The 17,199-nt window shown below is 32.5% G+C and carries 13 protein-coding genes; 8 read left to right on the top strand and 5 right to left on the bottom strand.

Going from position 1 to position 17,199, the window contains the following annotated elements:
- The coding region (locus ABJD66_RS05705) for an enoyl-CoA hydratase-related protein (protein WP_348129195.1) at positions 1–701 on the top strand (701 nt) is incomplete at its 5' end.
- Between the two features lie 3 nt (positions 702–704).
- Positions 705–1,556, top strand: coding sequence for a hypothetical protein (locus ABJD66_RS05700; protein WP_348129192.1), 852 nt, complete (start codon positions 705–707; stop codon positions 1,554–1,556).
- A 3-nt stretch (positions 1,557–1,559) separates the two neighbouring features.
- Here the strand turns inward: ABJD66_RS05700 and ABJD66_RS05695 are convergent, their stop codons facing one another.
- A complete protein-coding gene (locus ABJD66_RS05695; protein WP_348129189.1) occupies positions 1,560–5,276 on the bottom strand; it encodes a metallophosphoesterase in 3,717 nt (1,238 codons plus the stop codon).
- 45 nt (positions 5,277–5,321) lie between these two features.
- Between ABJD66_RS05695 and ABJD66_RS05690 the strand changes: the two genes are divergently transcribed.
- On the top strand, positions 5,322–6,530 hold the full coding sequence (locus ABJD66_RS05690) for a Pycsar system effector family protein (protein ID WP_100894117.1): 1,209 nt from the start codon (positions 5,322–5,324) through the stop codon (positions 6,528–6,530).
- 69 nt (positions 6,531–6,599) lie between these two features.
- Here ABJD66_RS05690 and ABJD66_RS05685 read toward each other — a convergent pair whose 3' ends face one another.
- On the bottom strand, positions 6,600–8,972 hold the full coding sequence (locus tag ABJD66_RS05685; RefSeq protein WP_348129186.1) for a GAF domain-containing protein: 2,373 nt from the start codon (positions 8,970–8,972) through the stop codon (positions 6,600–6,602).
- A gap of 116 nt (positions 8,973–9,088) precedes the next feature.
- Between ABJD66_RS05685 and ABJD66_RS05680 the strand changes: the two genes are divergently transcribed.
- From ABJD66_RS05680 to ABJD66_RS05665, 4 genes are read left to right on the top strand one after another with little or no spacing between them, the layout of a single operon-like run.
- Positions 9,089–9,991 (top strand): metallophosphoesterase, encoded by a 903-nt coding sequence (locus ABJD66_RS05680; protein ID WP_100894115.1) that lies wholly within the window; start codon positions 9,089–9,091, stop codon positions 9,989–9,991.
- A 46-nt stretch (positions 9,992–10,037) separates the two neighbouring features.
- A complete protein-coding gene (locus ABJD66_RS05675) occupies positions 10,038–10,685 on the top strand; it encodes a hypothetical protein (RefSeq protein ID WP_100894114.1) in 648 nt (215 codons plus the stop codon).
- A gap of 8 nt (positions 10,686–10,693) precedes the next feature.
- On the top strand, positions 10,694–11,938 hold the full coding sequence (locus ABJD66_RS05670; protein WP_348129182.1) for a DNA cytosine methyltransferase: 1,245 nt from the start codon (positions 10,694–10,696) through the stop codon (positions 11,936–11,938).
- Positions 11,939–11,994: 56 nt separating this feature from the next.
- The gene (locus tag ABJD66_RS05665; RefSeq protein ID WP_348129179.1) at positions 11,995–12,648 is read left to right on the top strand and encodes a hypothetical protein; all 654 of its coding nucleotides are present in this window, start codon (positions 11,995–11,997) and stop codon (positions 12,646–12,648) included.
- A 1-nt stretch (position 12,649) separates the two neighbouring features.
- Here ABJD66_RS05665 and feoB read toward each other — a convergent pair whose 3' ends face one another.
- From feoB to ABJD66_RS05650, 3 genes are all read right to left on the bottom strand, one after another.
- Complete coding sequence (gene feoB / locus ABJD66_RS05660) at positions 12,650–14,875, bottom strand: ferrous iron transport protein B (protein WP_100894111.1); 2,226 nt, start codon at positions 14,873–14,875, stop codon at positions 12,650–12,652.
- A gap of 12 nt (positions 14,876–14,887) precedes the next feature.
- On the bottom strand, positions 14,888–15,118 hold the full coding sequence (locus ABJD66_RS05655; RefSeq protein WP_100894110.1) for a FeoA family protein: 231 nt from the start codon (positions 15,116–15,118) through the stop codon (positions 14,888–14,890).
- Positions 15,119–15,216: 98 nt separating this feature from the next.
- A complete protein-coding gene (locus tag ABJD66_RS05650) occupies positions 15,217–15,888 on the bottom strand; it encodes an SCO family protein (protein WP_348129174.1) in 672 nt (223 codons plus the stop codon).
- 153 nt (positions 15,889–16,041) lie between these two features.
- Between ABJD66_RS05650 and rseP the strand changes: the two genes are divergently transcribed.
- A partial coding sequence (gene rseP, locus ABJD66_RS05645; RefSeq protein ID WP_348129171.1) for an RIP metalloprotease RseP occupies positions 16,042–17,199 on the top strand: 1,158 nt, incomplete at its 3' end.

Here is a 17,199-nt window from a genome sequence, read left to right as displayed (position 1 = left end):
ATGCTTTAAATAAAGCTACTATTTTAGAGCTGCACACCGCTTTTACAGATTTAGAAGCAGATAAAAGTGTTAAGGCAATTGTTTTAACGGGTAGTGGAGAGAAAGCTTTTGTTGCTGGCGCAGACATATCTGAGTTTGCAGATTTTTCTGAAGAAGAAGGAGCTAAATTGGCTCGTAAAGGTCAAGATGAGCTTTTTAATTTAATTGAAAATTTAAGTACACCAGTTATTGCAGCCATTAATGGTTTTGCTTTAGGTGGCGGTTTAGAATTGTCTATGGCTTGCCATTTTAGAGTAGCTAGTGATAATGCAAAAATGGGTTTACCAGAAGTTTCTTTAGGTGTAATTCCAGGGTATGGTGGTACACAACGTTTGCCTCAATTAGTAGGCAAAGGAAGAGCTATGGAGCTTATAATGACAGCAGGAATGATTTCTGCAGATAAAGCATTAAACTATGGTTTGGTAAATTATGTTGTTACACAAGAAGAATTAATGCCGCTTTGCAGCAAGCTAATAGGTAAAATAACTAACAACTCTTCTGTTGCAATTTCTGCAGCAATAAAAGCAGTTAACGCTGGCTATGTAAAAGATGGTTATGATGTAGAAATAGAGGCTTTTGGTGCTTGCTTTGGAACCGAAGATTTTAAAGAGGGTACTACAGCATTTTTAGAAAAAAGAAAAGCAAATTTTCCAGGAGCATAGTCTATGAAAAATTATTTAGGATTAAGTTGTTTATTACTTTTAGTTGGCTGTAGTAATTACGGTCAATTAAAAGTAGTTGCTAATATCCCTGAAGAGTTTAAGGAAGTATCTGGATTGGTTAATTTTGGAGAAGATCATATATGGTTAATTGAAGATAAGGGGAATAAAGATGAACTTTATAAGATTAATGCTGTTGGAGATTGGCAAAAAACACTAAAGGTTAAAAATGGTAAAAATCACGATTGGGAAGATTTAACCAAAGACAATAAAGGAAATGTTTACATAGGTGATTTTGGCAACAATGCTAGTGACAGAGATGATCTAGAGATTTTAAAAGTTCCAAACCCAAATACCATAAAAGGTGATGATATAGAGGCTGAGAAAATAGAATTTAGCTATCCAGATCAAACCGATTTTTCACCAAAGAAAAAAGGATTGTTGTATGATGCAGAATCACTTTTTTATTGGAAAAATAATCTTTACATAATTACAAAAAATAGAGCTACTCCGTTTACAGGTGAAGCTTTTATTTACAAGGTGCCAGCTGTTAAAGGTAAGTATAAAGCGGAACTTGTTGGTAGTTTTATGGCAGGTACAGACGAACGTACAAGCAGGGTAACGTCTGCCGCTATTTCTCCAGACGAGAAAACAATTGTGCTTATAGGTAACGGTATGCTTTGGAAATTTACAAATTTTAATACCGATGATTTTACAACAGGAACTGTAGATTCTATAGATTTAGGAGTTAGGACGCAACTAGAATCTGTTTGTTTCATAAATAATACAACGCTGTATTTGGCAGATGAGGCAAGAAAAAAAACAGGCGGTAATTTATATGTTTACAAGCTAAACTAGGGTTTAAAAGCCAAACCCTAGTCCAAATGTAAATCTTGGTCCTTCATCAGCATAAAATAAAGCAACTCTAGCAGAAACTACATTTGCTCCATTTAAAAATAGACCTCCACCGTAAGATGTTTTCCATTCATCAGAGTCTTCTGTAGGTAACCAAATACGTCCATAATCAAAACCAGAATACACACCTAGTGATATAGGTATTATGTTTGTTTTCATTTTTCTAAGACTAAAACGTATATCTGTATTTTGGTAGTATGCTTTTTTTCCTGTAAAACGTTGGTTTCTATAGCCTCTTAAGCCATCTATGCCGCCAACTGTTGCTCCTTGGTAAAACTCATAATCATCTCCTATGTTAAAATGAGCTTTCCATTTAGTAGCTAACACTAATCTTCCGTTTGGTACTAACTTGTAATCAAAAGCAAGACTAGGAATTATATAGGCATAATTTTGACTGTCATTTACTAATGATTGTTTGTAGCCCGCTTTTATCATTGTAGACATTCCCATTGTAGGAAAAGCAGCATTGTCTTTATTTTCGTAAGTATATGTAGCATCTACGCCTAAAAAAGTGTTACGTACATCTTCATTATTAGCTACGTAAAATGTATTAATAAACCTGTCTTCTGTTTCTTCTACCTCAATAGTTTCTAAACCAATACCTGCTTTAAATTTACTACCTAATTGTCCGTTATAAACTATAGAAGGCACAACTTTAATTTGCTCTAGTTTAACACGGTTGTAATCCATTCCTAGATCGTCATCATTATTAATGCTTTTGTTTCCTAAACCAAAAAAGTTTACACTAAAGTTTGGACTGGTAAACCTTGTTTCAACCTCAAAATTCCAGTTTCCAAAGATGTTTGCAAACTCACCAGTATATCCAAAATCAAAACCTTGTGTGGCAAAGTAAAAAGAAGCGTTAAAAGTATGTTTTTCTGTAAACGGATTTAATCTAAAACCATTGTATGTAAATGTGTTTGTAAAGCCAATTTTTAAACCATCATCCGGATTAAAACCTACTGTTGGTATAATTTGATTAACGCTGTTGCGTATTGCTAACGGATTGTAAACATTTGTGTTGTAGTCATCTGTTAGTTTAATTCTTGCGTTATTAGTTTCTTTAAATGTATTTTTCTTAGACTTATAATCGTAAATGGTTATTTTTTGACCTTCAGTAAGGTTATAAATATCATTGTTTTGTCCGCCAATAATTCTAATTCTTATATTGTTACGTGCGGTACCATTATCTTCAAAATAGTCATCGTCATCTAAGCCGTAAATCCATATCTCTTTAGTAACATCACTATTAAAAGTTTTATCAAAAAAAAGTTTATCTTTTTCTCCTTTAATATTACGGTATGCTTTTACTTGTACTTCTTTTTTGTTTAAGTGATTAATCTCAAACCAATCATCCTTATCTGTACCTGTTACTACTGCAAATTTGTTTAAAATTCTGTGGTATTCTTTAGCGTATTCTTTTAGATGAGAAATTCGAGACAATAATATTTCTTTAAGTTTAGGCAAAGAGCTGTCTTGTATTTCTACAGGAAAATCTTTGAAAGATTTATCTATTACCTCTTCTGTTAAATTGTCTTGTATGTATTCCGCTTCTGCTATCCAATCTTTTAGGTTGGTTTCGTTTAATAAGGCAATGTCTAAGACATAAGTTTTAGGAGATGAGTTAAAACCTCGTACGCTTCTTATTTCTTCGTTAAAGCCTTCCATTAAGCGTAAAGAAGGCACAATTCTGGTTGCCAAACTCATTAAAGGTCCGTCTCCCATATTAGAAAAAACCTGATCCCTGTCTCTAGGTACTGGCTTATAAATTATTTTTTTATTTTTCCTGTTTTCTGCCCAGCGCCATTGGTCTGTGTGTCTGTCCCAATCACCAATTACCATATCAAAAAGACGTGCTCTTAAGTATAGTTTATCATCAACTGCGTATTTTTCATCATCACGTAAATCTTCAAGCATGCTGTCTGTACTTTTAAGTTCATTAGCATAGCCAAAACTTTTTAAATTTCCATGGTTATCACCAGCATGTTCTTCAAACATATATAACTCATCACCATAATTTACATTAAAATCTCCTAATGCTTTTTGTTTGGGGATGTAGTATAATTTAGGATTGGTGTGGTAGATGTCTATAGCGTCAGATAATGTAGAAACAATATATGGTGCATACGGGTGTGAGCCTGTATAGAAATCCATAAGTAGTTTTTCTACGGCAGTATTTTCAAACTCACCAACCACATATTGATCTTTAAAAGCCATAGACTGTAAGTACAATTCTGCACTTTTACGCATAGAGCGCATTACGTATTCTTTGCCGTTTTTATCTGCTAAACGTAACGATTTAGATTGGTGACCACCACCTGCTCTAACAGGAGTTAATCCGCCATAAATAGTATCTAAACTTAAGGTTGGTACTGTTACAGGTGTGCCATAGTATTTGCGGTAACGGTCTCCCCATATAAAATTATGAAAACCTGTTTTTGTAATTTCTTCTTGCGTGTATATAGATGCGGTTGTTGTTGCAGGGAAACTATCTGGCAGTTTTTTGGTAAATAATTTTTTGTCTTCAGGTAAAACTTCAGAGGTGAATAAAAATTTCTCATTATTGTTATCATCTAGGCCAAAATAGCGCACCCTAGAAGAACCATCTTTGTAAACTTCTAAAGTAGCGTACCCTTTTTCTCCTGTAGAAAACTTACTGCCATTAATAAGTCTTGTTTCTCCACTTTTAGCTCCTGCTCCACTAACAATTTGTGGTGTGTTTTCTTCTACAATATATTGTAAAGAGTGCTCGTGACCAGACACAAAAATTACTTTGTTAGAGTATTGTGCAAGTGTAACAACTCGGTTTCTTAATTCTCTATATCTTTTGCCTTGTAAGTCTTCAGAAGATGGTCCGGCTGTTTTTCTAAGTATATTTAAAAAAGTGCCTAAAATAGGTAATGGGCCAACTCCAGGTTTAGGGTAAAAATGTTTTTTAAACGAATATTGTCCGCCGTGAGAACCGTAACTAAACATTGGGTGATGCATTGCAATAACCGTAGTTTTTTGTCTGTTTTTAGAAATTAAACTTTCTAACTCTATTAAAAACTTTTCTCTGCTTTTAATATCACATTTGTCATTAATATCTGGGCGTTTATTCCAGTTGGTTAAGTACCACTCTGTATCTATGGCTATAATTATTAGGTTGTCATTTACCTCTATGGTTTCTAATGGGCAGCCATCTTCTGGTAAAAAGACATCTTTACTACCTAGTGCTTCTTGTATGTATTTTTGCTCTCGTTCTAGTCCTACTAAACCTTCGGTATACCAATCATGGTTACCAGGAATAAAGAGCGGTTTTCCTTTAAAATTTTCTAAAGTTTTTAGTTGTGCATCTAAATGACTTTTAGCTGTTAAATACGCTGCAGTAGAATCTTTAGGGTCTGGCATTCCGGCAGGGTAAATATTATCGCCTAAAAATAAAACAGAACTATTTTTATCTGCTTTATCAATTCTTTTTTTGAAGGACTTTAAAACAGGATTCATACCATTAATAGGTGATTTTCCTGCGTCCCCAATCAAATAAAAAGTGTGCTCTATTTCTTTATTAGTAGTAACGTCTATGCTCTGCTTCTTATTATCATATTTAGTTTTTACTGTTGCACAACCAGTAAGGATAAAAATACTTAACGACCAACAATATTTACTAATAGAAGTATTCATAAAGATTTTAATTTTGTAATTTGTGATGCATCTTATATTAAAGTTATGGCAAATATTATTCAGGAAACCGAAGATTATGTAATTAGTCTATTAACCAACGAGTTAAGCTCTAGTTTTTTGTACCACAACATTAGGCATACTCAACGTGTTGTCAAAAGTACGCAAGAATTGTTAGATTTTTATAAGTTAGACGTAAAAGAGCATGACGACTTACTTTTAGCAGCGTGGTTTCATGATGCAGGTTACACAAAGAGTGCTAAGGAACATGAAGAGCGTAGTTGTGATATTGCTCGTGAATTTTTAAAAGGAAAATCTTTTGAGGAAAAACGAATAGAAAATATTTGTAATTTAATTTTAGCTACTAAAAAAGGGTATGAGCCTAAAAACCTTCAAGAGGAAATTATTAGAGATGCAGATGGGTCTCATTTAGGAAAAGAAAGTTACTTAGAGACTACAGAAATGCTAAGGGAAGAATTATCATTATTAGGATTGGTAGATTATTCCCCAGCAGAGTGGAGAGACACTAACATAAGAATGTTTCAGACCAAACATAGGTTTTATACAGAGTATGCTATTAAAAACTGGCAAGAAACCAAAGATGATAACTTGGCTAAATTAATTAAGGCTAGGAAGAAAATGAAGAAGCTGGTAAAAAAGGAAAAAGTTAAGGCGCAATATAAATCAGAATTTAAAGACAAGAGTCCGGAAAGAGGTGTGCAAACTATGTATAGGGTTACTATGCGTAACCACTTAAAGTTAAGCGATATTGCAGATACTAAAGCAAATATTTTACTGTCTGTAAATGCTATAATTATTTCTTTAGTACTGGCAGATTTAATGCCAAAACTAGATAGTCCTTCTAATAAGTACTTAATACTCCCTACGGCTTTGTTTATGTTTTTTAGTGTAATATCTATGGTTTTGTCTATAATTGCTACAAGACCAAATATTACAAGCGGACAGTTTACTAAAGAAGATGTAGATAATAAAAAAGTAAACTTATTGTTTTTTGGTAATTTTCATAAAATGAAACTAGAGGATTATGAGTGGGCTATGAAAGAGTTAATTAAAGATCAGTCCTATGTATATTCTTCCCTAACTAAAGATTTGTACTTTTTAGGATTGGTTTTAGATAGAAAATATAAATTGTTAAGGTGGACCTATGCTATTTTTATGTTTGGAATGATAGTCTCTGTATTGTCTTTCTTTTTAGCATTACATTTTTATGGGCCAAGGGAAGCAGTAATATTGTAGTGGCTAAGTTATAAAATAGAAAAAGGCGAATATTATATGTAATATTCGCCTTTTTTTATGATCTATTTATTAATGCTTTAACTCGTGCATTAAATCATCATAAGTGTATGTTTCTTTAGACTCTTTATCTTTTTTATATAAAATTTCTACACGTATTGCTTTTAAACCAGCAACACCTTGTAAGCCTTCTAGCTCTAGTACTTCTACATTTTTAGAAAAATATCCTTTAGAGCGTAAAAAACGAATGTAGCGTAAGTACTCTAACTCATCTTTCTTCTGAGAGTAAACAATAGAAAGTTTTCCTTTTTGGGTTAACCTTTCGTTAGTTCCTTTTATATAAGATTTGTCTATACGTTTTTTAATAACCTCATATCTGGCATTGTATGTACCATCTACATCAAAACGTTTTTCATCCATTCTAAATCTAATAGATAAAGATGTGTTATAAACTAATAATAAAGATGCAACATCTAATGCTATTGGTAGTTTTGGTTTTAGGTTGTAGTACTCATTTTCCATGTCATACATTACCTGCAACTGCCACAACCTTAAGTTTTTTAGGTAAAAAGAATTGTATTCTTTACTCTGTGATATAGATTCTCCAATGTAGATATTGTGTTCTACACCATCTGTTTTATAGCGCTCAAAATAATGCGGAAACATTTCTTGTGCTTCTACTTGTTTTTTGTCTAAAACCTGAGCAAGTTTCTCGTTAATCTTCATAACACTTTGGTCATAGTTTTTCCTATGATCATAGTAAGACCCAGTATTAGGGTCTATACCTTCTTCGTAAGTGTTAATTAAATTTGCAATTTTAGGCTCTGTATTTTTTAAGTGTTTAAAAACAGGAGCTATCTCCTTTTTTATGAACTCTAATATAGTTTGCTCACTATTTGTATTTAAAATTTCTTTTACTTCATCTAAATAACTATTGCTTCTAAACAATAATTCTTCATAAATGTGTAATTTATTAATTTCCCAAGCCTTAGTAAGTACATTGTTTACTTCGGTTAGTTGTATTAAAAGGTCTTTTTGTATAGAATTATTTCTAAATGTAGATGAATCTTTAATGTCTATTTGACCATAAAGAGGGTGTACATCTTTAAAAACAATTTCTTTAAATGTAGGGTCTAGACCTTCAGCATCTGCTCTAATAAAGCGTATTGCTTCGTTTTCAAACCTCCAAAGAACAGAAGAGTGTACTGTGGTACATTCTTGTTGTATTACAGCTTCAATAAGGTTTTCTTCTTCAGCTTTAGAACGTAAAACAGCTGTTACAATGTATGGCATTACATCTTGTAATTTTTGCGCGTTAACATTGTTTAAGTTGTATCTTTTTGTAGAGGCTAATTCTAAAACACCAAGCAATTGTTTGCCATCAGATATTGGTGCTATAATTGCACTTTTTATTCCTTGTTCTGCAAGTGTAGCATATAGGTTGTTATCTGGAGCTGATTTGGCATATTTATCTAAGTCTGAAATTACAAAGTATTTATGCTCTTTTAAAATTGTCTCATAAGTGTTTTTACACAATGCAGTTTTACAATCTACATTGGCACTTTTATTAAGTATAAAACTTTCTATACCTATTCCGTGTACTTTTTCAAAAGTATCTTCTTTGCTATTATGTATAGAAAAACCAACTTTTAAATTAGGAAGGCCAAATAACGACTTAAATGTATTTTGGAAGTCTTCCATAAAAAACTCAGAGCCTCTTTTGTCACTTGAAATAAGACTAGATTTTATTTCGGAGATTGAGTGCTCTGCTGTAACATCAAACATATTAGAAATTACAAAACCTTTAGATGTAAAACTATTTGGCGGAATTTTTTCTTTCCATAGTTCTAGATTATCAAAGTTTTCTAATAGTTCATCTACATCTGCTTGTGTTAATTTTTTAGCATTTTTGTTTGGTTTAATATCTATAAAATCTGCATTGTACAATATTCTATAGTGTCTCATAACTCCGTTTTTATCCGGAATTTCATAAAACATAGGTCTTCTAAAGTCTAAATTAAAACCATAATGAAAATTCAATATTACGGTACTTGCCATAATATAATTTAATCTTTCTTCTACGTTTTTAATTTCAAGTTCAAAACCTTCACCTGCATCCTCTATAATTTTTTTAAATCTCTCAGACGAGTTAAAAATTACGTTTGCATAGGGTAAGGATGCTGCTTTTATTTCATTCTTAGTTAGTACCTCAGAGAAAGTATCTTGTAGAATAACATTAATAACATCTTTATGTTTATCAAGTAAAGTTAAATCTGTAAAACCTTCACGTAGTTCTGGGTAAGGTTTTTGGTAATTTAAAATAAATCTTGCTTTTTGGGCAAGGAACAGGTCATTACCAACAGCCATTTTATCGTACTGTTTAAGAAGCTTATCAAAACTGACAAGACTTTTTAGTGGTAACTCTATTTCGTTTTCAAATTTCATTGTCCTTACTTAGTCTAAGAGTAGCCTGCAAAATTACAAAATAATTATTACTTTTTATTGCGTTTGTTGTAATCCTATTTAATCCCTTTTTTAGATATTTATACAAAAATTAAAATATGTCTTCTTTTACTAGATTAACCAGAGCGTATAATAAGTCTAAAATAGTATCTTTTGATGATAGCTCTAAGTTAATACTTTTTAGTGATTGTCATAGAGGAGATAATAGTTTTGCAGATGATTTTGCAAATAATAGAAACATTTACTACCACGCATTACAACATTATTTTAAAGAAGGTTATAGTTATTTTGAGTTGGGAGATGGTGATGAGCTTTGGGAGAACACATCTTTTGAGTCTATTTTTACGGCACATAAAAACATATATGGTTTATTAAGAGAGTTTCATTTACAAAATAGATTGTTTATGATTTGGGGAAACCATGATATGGTGTACAAAGACCCTAGTTATGTAAAAAAGCATTTGTCTAGTTATTTTGAGCCAATAGATGGTAAAGACAAAGATTTATTTATTGGTATAACTTATCATGAAGGTATTGTTTTAAAGCATAAAGATACTCAACAAGAACTTTTTTTAACACACGGACACCAAGCAGATTGGTGGAACTATACGTTTTGGCGTGTAGGGAGATTTTTAGTGCGTGTACTTTGGAAGCCGTTACAGGTTTGGGGTATAGCAGATCCTACTAGTCCGGCTAAAAATCACCAAGAATTAATAAAGGTTGAAAAACGAATTAAACGTTGGATATTGCAAAACAATGAAAAGCTTACAGTTGTAGGGCATACACATAGACCTCGTTTTCCGGAACCAGGAGATATTCCTTTTTTTAATGACGGTAGTTGCGTTCATCCAAGAAGCATTACAGGTATAGAGATAGAAAATGGTAAAATATCGTTAATTAAATGGCAGATTGCAACTACAGAAGATGGTACGTTGAGGGTGGTGCGTGTGCTGTTAGAAGGGCCACAAAAATTAACAGATTACCAACGAGCAAAACAGTAGTAGTTTAATTTTTCTATTTTTACACCACCATTAACTAAATTAACATATGAAAAAGAGTATTGCCTTATTGGTTATTTTATTAACCTTATCATCTTGTTGGAAAAACAAAAGTCCAGAAGATCTAATTAGATTAAAAGAGAAGTTTAAATCTCAAGTAGCTTCTTTTGAAAAGAAAAAAATTACAGCAAACAAAAACGTAACCAAAGGTTTAACATCTTTAAGTGCTTTAAAAGGAGCCCTAGAGGATGCTAAAAATGAGGATAAAGAGTTTGCTAAAGTATACGGTGACTGGGAAAAGGTTAATAAGCGTGTAGAAAATTTAAATAAGGAGTATGAGGATTTAAAAACTAAAGCCTCTAATTTGTTTACAGCTATGGAAACCCAAACCAATAGCTTAAGTGACGAGCAAAGCAGAAAAACACTTTTAAAAGCCATTAATAAAGCAAAAACAAAATACAATGGCACATTAGCAAATACCTCTAAAGCAATTGCAAAATTAAGATTATTGCACGGAGATGCTGTGGAGGTTGTAAAAGCACTAGAGGTGGCAGCTGCTCTAAACTCTTTTGACAATATAAATAGCCAAATGGAGAGTATAGAAAGTAGAGTAGAAGGCATTATGCAAGAGTTAAATGTTGCTGTTATTGAAAGTAAAAATTTATACGAAAAGAAAATTACAGAATTAGGAGAGTAATTAACTATATGGCGGTTAAAGAGCAAATTTTACGTATTGAAGATGTAGCGTTACAGTTAGGTGTTTCTCAAAAAATAATTAGGAAACACATACATTCTGGTGCTCTTAAATCTACAAAAACTTTTGGTGTACATTATTTAAGTCCTAAAGATGTAGCTGTTTTTAAAAAGAGTGATGCACTAACTATTTCTCCAAATAAAGAGTCGCTTAAAAAGGCCTCTAAATCTATAAAGACTGATGTTGTAAACTGGACAGATATATCTAAAAATTGGCAGAAACCTTCTAAAACTAAACTTACTTCTGCAGATTTGTTTTGTGGCGCAGGTGGTATGGCAAAAGGTTTTGAAATGGCTGGTTTTACACAGGTTGGCGGTTTAGATTGGTTTAAGGAGGCAGGTATGACATATCGAGAAAACTTTAAGCACCCACATATTTTAGGAGATATTACAGAAAGGAGTGTTAAGGATGAATTTATAAATACAGTTAAAGATTCGCTTAATGGTGAGTCATTAACTGTTTTGTCTGGCGGATTTCCTTGTCAGGGGTTTAGTATGTCTGGTAGTCGTATAGTAGAGGATGAGCGCAATTCTTTGTATAAAGATATGTTGCAAATTATTGAAGAGTTACAGCCCCAGTTTATAGTAGCCGAAAACGTAAAAGGTTTACGATCTATGCTAAAGGGCAAAGTAGAAGATAAAATAAAAGAAGATATTGCTAACCTAGGTTATGAGGTAAATGTTACTGTGTTAAATGCAGCTAATTATTACGTGCCTCAAAAAAGAGAACGTATAATTTTTGTGGCTAACCGAATAGGGAAAAAGAATTTACACCCTAAACCATTATTGTCACCAGAAAATTACATTACCACTAAAGAGGCAATAGAAGATTTGGTAAAGTTAAAAGACGACGCTAGTTTTAATCACGTTAGAGCAAAGCATAGTGATGCTATGAAAGAGCGCTTGGGTAAAGTGCCAGAGGGTAAAAGTTTGTATGATAATTATTCGGATTCTTGGAAAAAATGCCCTTGGAATGAAGCTAGCTGTACTATAAAAGAAAACCACGGAGGTGTAAATATACATCCAATAGAGTCTAGAGTCATTACAGTACGCGAAATGGCTAGACTACAATCTTTTCCGGACGATTTTATTTTTAAAGGAGCAAAAGGAAAGCAAATGGTGCAAATAGGAAACGCTGTACCGCCTTTATTAGCAAAAGCAATTGCTTTAGCGGTTAGAGAAACTTTAGGAGTGTAAGTTTAGATATAAAAAACATATTCTAGCATTGCGTTTTCATTTTAAAAGATACCATTATGAACGCATTAGAGTTTGATACGCTTAGCAGGGAATTGCAAAAACTAGCTCCAGAAATACCATTGCAATGGGGAAAAGTGCAAAACAATACTACAGATAAAAAAGTAAACCTTTTTAGATGTAAAACACTCAGCTCTTTAGAAAAAGATATTAATAGTTTAACTACAGATGATAAAAACTATTTTAAAAGACGATGGTTTTTATGGCAGTGTTCTAGGTGTGATGAGTATTTGTTTTATGCAAATAATAATGTAACCAGAAACCCAAATAGCAGAGATCAAGAGTATGATGTGGAGTTTTATAATAATTCTGCATTGCGTTTTGACGTTAAAGGAACAGTTGTGCCAAAAGAGTTACGTAGTAGTTTTAGTTTAGAGCATCCAGAAAAAATTGTAAACTTTTACTATAACAAGCAAAGTGTAGGTAAGCGTAGTTGCTTGCAAAACAGGTTGTTTATAGTGCATCATTCTTTTAAAGAACACAAAAGAGCGTTAGAATTACGATGTTCTTGGGATTATAAATCTATGGTTTACCAAAGTTTTATTCATCAATTAAAAGAAAAAAACAACTTTATAAACTACTTAAACGTTAAGGCTGCAATCATTTTTATAATAGAAAAAAAAGATGGTAGTTTTAGTTATAGGTTTGCGTAGCTTATTTTAAAAGTTGATATGCAATAAGTGCTACTATGTATGCAAAGCCACTCATAAAAACTAGTTGTGCTGCAGGCCATTTCCAGCTATTAGTTTCTCTTTTTACAATAGCTAAGGTGCTCATACATTGCATTGCAAAGGCGTAAAACAACAATAGCGATACTCCAGACGCTAAATTAAATAAAGGCTTATTATTCCAAGGGTTTACCTCTGCTGCCATTCGGTTTTTAATAGTTTCTTCTTCGTCATTACCAACACTGTAAATAGTTGCTAATGTGCCAACAAATACCTCTCGCGCTGCAAACGATGTTATTACTGCAATACCAATTTTCCAGTCGTAACCCAAAGGTTTTACAATAGGTTCTATTGCTTTACCAGCATAGCCAATAAAAGAATGTTCTAATTTAAAACTAGCTATTTCCTCGTTCTCAGCTTTTAATTTTAATGCAGCAGTGCGTGTAGCTATAGAATCTTTAATAGCGTTACCCTCTAACGTTGGGTAATTGGTAAAAAGCTCACCTGTGTAAATTGCTATTTCATCACTAATGTGGTCTTGGTTAAATTCAGAATAGCCAACCGTATTTATTCTGTTTTTAACAATTTCTTCTGCGTTTTTAAAATTGTCAGACAAGCCATATGATCCTAAAACCCACAAGATAACAGAGATTGCTAAAATTATTTTACCAGCGCCATACACAAAACTTTTTGTTTTTTCCCAAACAGTATAAGCTACATTTTTAAACAGCGGAAGTTTATAGTTAGGCATTTCTATAACAAAAAATGTTCTACTTTTAATTTGTAATATTTTATGTAAAACCATTGCAGAGAAAATAGACATTCCAAAGCCTAATAGGTACAATAGCATTAAGGTTAGTGCGCGATAGCTAAGGCCTAAAAATGTGCCATCTGGTATAACCAGCGCAATAATTATTAAGTACACGGGTAAACGTGCAGAACAGGTTGTAAATGGTGTTACAAGAATGGTTATTAAGCGTTCTTTCCAGTTTTCAATAGTTCTTGTTGCCATAACCGCTGGTATAGCACAAGCGGTACCAGAAATTAAAGGAACTACAGACTTACCGCTTAGTCCAAATGGGCGCATAAGCTTATCCATTAAAAACACAACTCTACTCATATAACCGCTTTCTTCAAGCAGAGATATAAATAAGAATAGAAAAGCAATTTGTGGTATAAAAATTACAACACCACCTATGCCGGCTATAATGCCTTCTGCTAAAAGGTTGGTAAAATCCCCTGCAGGTAGCGTCATTTTTGTCCATTCGCTCATTTGCGCAAAAGACTCGTCTATAAAATCCATTGGGTAGCTACTCCACTCGTAAATTGCTTGAAAAATAACTAATAGTATTAAAAAGAATATTAAGTAGCCATAGACTTTATGCGTTAAAATTTTGTCTAAAGTAGCTCTAAAACCTTTTGCAACTGTTAGGTCTACCTTGTATGTTTCTTTTAAAATATTATTTATAAACTGATACCTTAAAACAGTTTCTCTATGTTGAAGCTTTTTAAGCTCTGTGTTAGATTTAATAGAGAAAGAAGTAACATCTTTAATGCGTTTTTTCTCTATAGGCATAAAATTTACATCTTGTGTAATAACCAGCCAAAGCTTGTATACATCTTCTTTGGGGAATGCTGCTCTAAGTTTGTTAAAATATTCAGGAGCAATTGTAGTTGTATCTATGTTAGACTTTGTAGATAGGTTTTTGTAGTCCGCAATTAATTCTTTTAAATTGTCTATACCAACACCTTTTCTAGTACTAACAAGTGCAATTTTTGTGTTTAATTTTTCTTCTAGTAAAGGTATGTCTAATGTAATACCTTTTCTAGCCATACGGTCTGCCATATTAATAACTAAAATGGCAGGTATTTTAAGATCTTTTATTTGTGTAAATAAAAGTAAGTTTCTTTTTAGGTTTTCTACGTCAGTTACAACTACGGCAACATCTGGGAAATCTTTGTCGTTTTTGTTTAAAAGCAATTCAACAACAACACTTTCATCTAAAGAAGTAGTATTTAAACTATATGTTCCTGGTAAATCTATTATATGTGCCTTTACACCACGAGGTAATTTACAAATACCCTCTTTTTTTTCTACAGTAATACCTGGGTAGTTACCAACTTTTTGTTTTAACCCTGTAAGCTGATTAAAAACAGATGTTTTTCCGGTGTTAGGATTTCCAATTAAGGCTACATTAATATTTTTGCTCATACTCAATTACATTCATTCAATTAAATCTACTTCTATTAAGGTAGCAGTAGATTTTCTTATCGCTATATGTGAGCCATTTACGTTAATGTAAATAGGGTCTTTTAGAGGAGCAATCTGTATAAGTTCTACAACGTTACCTGGCAAACATCCCATTTCTAAGAGTTTTATTGGTAAGGTGTCTTCAGAGAAATCTTTAATAATTCCTCTTTGCCCTTTTTTAAGTTGTGCTACAGTAGTGCTCAATTTTTATTTAGATTGATTTTAAGTAAGAGCAAAAATAAGGGAAAAAAGCAAAACAACAGACTTATACAATGCTTTTTTTATATTCTTTAATATCAATATTACTCTTTATATGATGCTTTTAAAATTTTGATATCCTCTAATAGCTCTTTAATTTCCTTAGGGTTTGTACCATCATAAGTGCCACGAATACGTTTTTCTTTATCAACTAAAACAAAATTTTCTGTATGCACCATACTGTATGGGTTGTTAAGGTCTGTTTTTGCAGCCATATAAGACTTGCGTGCAAGATCATAAATTTCTTTTCTGTCTCCAGTTACTAAATTCCATTTACTATCTATAACCCCTTTTTTAATAGCGTATTTTTTTAGTTGAGCAACAGAATCTATCTCTGGAGTAACAGAATGTGACAATAGCATAACATCATCATCGTCTTTAATAACCTCTTGTATTTTTGCCATATTTTTTGTCATAGTAGGACATATAGTTAGGCAGGTGGTAAAAAAGAAATCTGCTACATAAATTTTATTGGCATAATTGTCTTGAGTAATAGTTTCTCCGTTTTGGTTTGTAAGTTTAAAATTGGCAACTGTATGGTACTTTTTTTTATGTAAAAGTGTAGAGTCTACCAATTCTGTGTTAAAGTCTGCAGGTTGGTAAATAGGAAGCTTTACTTCTGGCTTTAAAGCATTGTAAAATAGCGTAATTATTACGGCAGATATTATTAAAAGTACAATGCCTAAAACTTTAAATTTACTAAAAAATGCGCCCATATTTTTTTGTGCAAATTTACAATAGGTGTAAGTAATAATCAATACAATAGCATATTAAATAATTCATAAAAATACTGTCATTGCAAGTATATCTTTTTGTAAGAACCCGTAAAAGTGTACTTTTGTTCGTTCTTAAAAACTAAAAGAGATTTAATGGAATTATTTATTCAGATAGTACAGTTCATATTAATTATATCAGTGCTTGTTATTTTGCATGAACTGGGGCATTTTATTCCTGCCAAATATTTTAAAACTAAAGTAGAGAAGTTTTACTTGTTTTTTGATGTGAAATTTTCACTTTTTAAAAAGAAGATAGGTGATACTGTTTACGGTATTGGCTGGCTGCCTTTAGGTGGTTATGTTAAAATTGCCGGTATGATAGACGAAAGTATGGATACCGAGCAAATGAAGAGTGAACCCCAACCTTGGGAATTTAGAAGCAAGCCGGCTTGGCAACGTTTAATTATAATGTTGGGTGGTGTAACAGTTAACTTCTTTTTAGCTTGGTTTATTTATACAATGTTATTATTTAATAACGGAGATACTTATATACCTGCAGATAATTTAAAGCACGGAATTTTAATAGATTCTATTGGTGAGCAACTAGGACTTAAAACAGGAGATAAAATTTTAGCTATAGATGGCAAAAAAAGTAAAAAGTTTACGGATGCCGTATTAGATATTATTTTAGGAGATGAGGTTACTGTTAAAAGAGACGGTAAAGAAATTACAGTGCCGTTAAGTGCAGAAGGTAAAGAGGCTGTTTTTAGTACGCAAGGAAGAAACTTTTTAAGTTATAGACAAAAAGCAACCATTGATAGTGTTGTGTCTGGTATGGTAGCCGAAAAAGCAGGTGTTCTTAAAGGAGATGAGATTGTTGCTGTTAACGGACAAAAGACCTCGTATTGGAATGAGTTTGTTGGAGTGATTAAAAAATCACCTGAAAAGGAAATAGAGTTAGAGGTTTTACGTAACGGACAGCCAAAAACATTACGAATGACGGTTCCTGAGGAAGCGGCAATAGGAGTTGTGTTAAATAGAGAGGATTTATTTGTTACAGATACTTATAGTTTTGGCGCAGCAATACCAGAAGGCTTTAACAAAACAATTGAGGTGCTAACTAAACAAATTAGGCAGTTTAAAGTTATTTTTAACACTAAAACAGGAGCTTACAAACAAGTAAAAGGCCCAATTGGAATTGTAGAGATGATGCCAAAACAGTGGAACTGGACATTTATTTGGAACTTTATGGCAATGTTCTCTGTATGGTTGGCTTTTTTAAACATTTTACCTATTCCTGCACTAGATGGC

The organism is Cellulophaga sp., assembly GCF_039943695.1.
Classification (GTDB): domain Bacteria; phylum Bacteroidota; class Bacteroidia; order Flavobacteriales; family Flavobacteriaceae; genus Cellulophaga.
The sequence above is the reverse complement of the archived record's forward strand: the minus strand, read 5'-3'. Positions and strand labels throughout refer to the sequence as shown.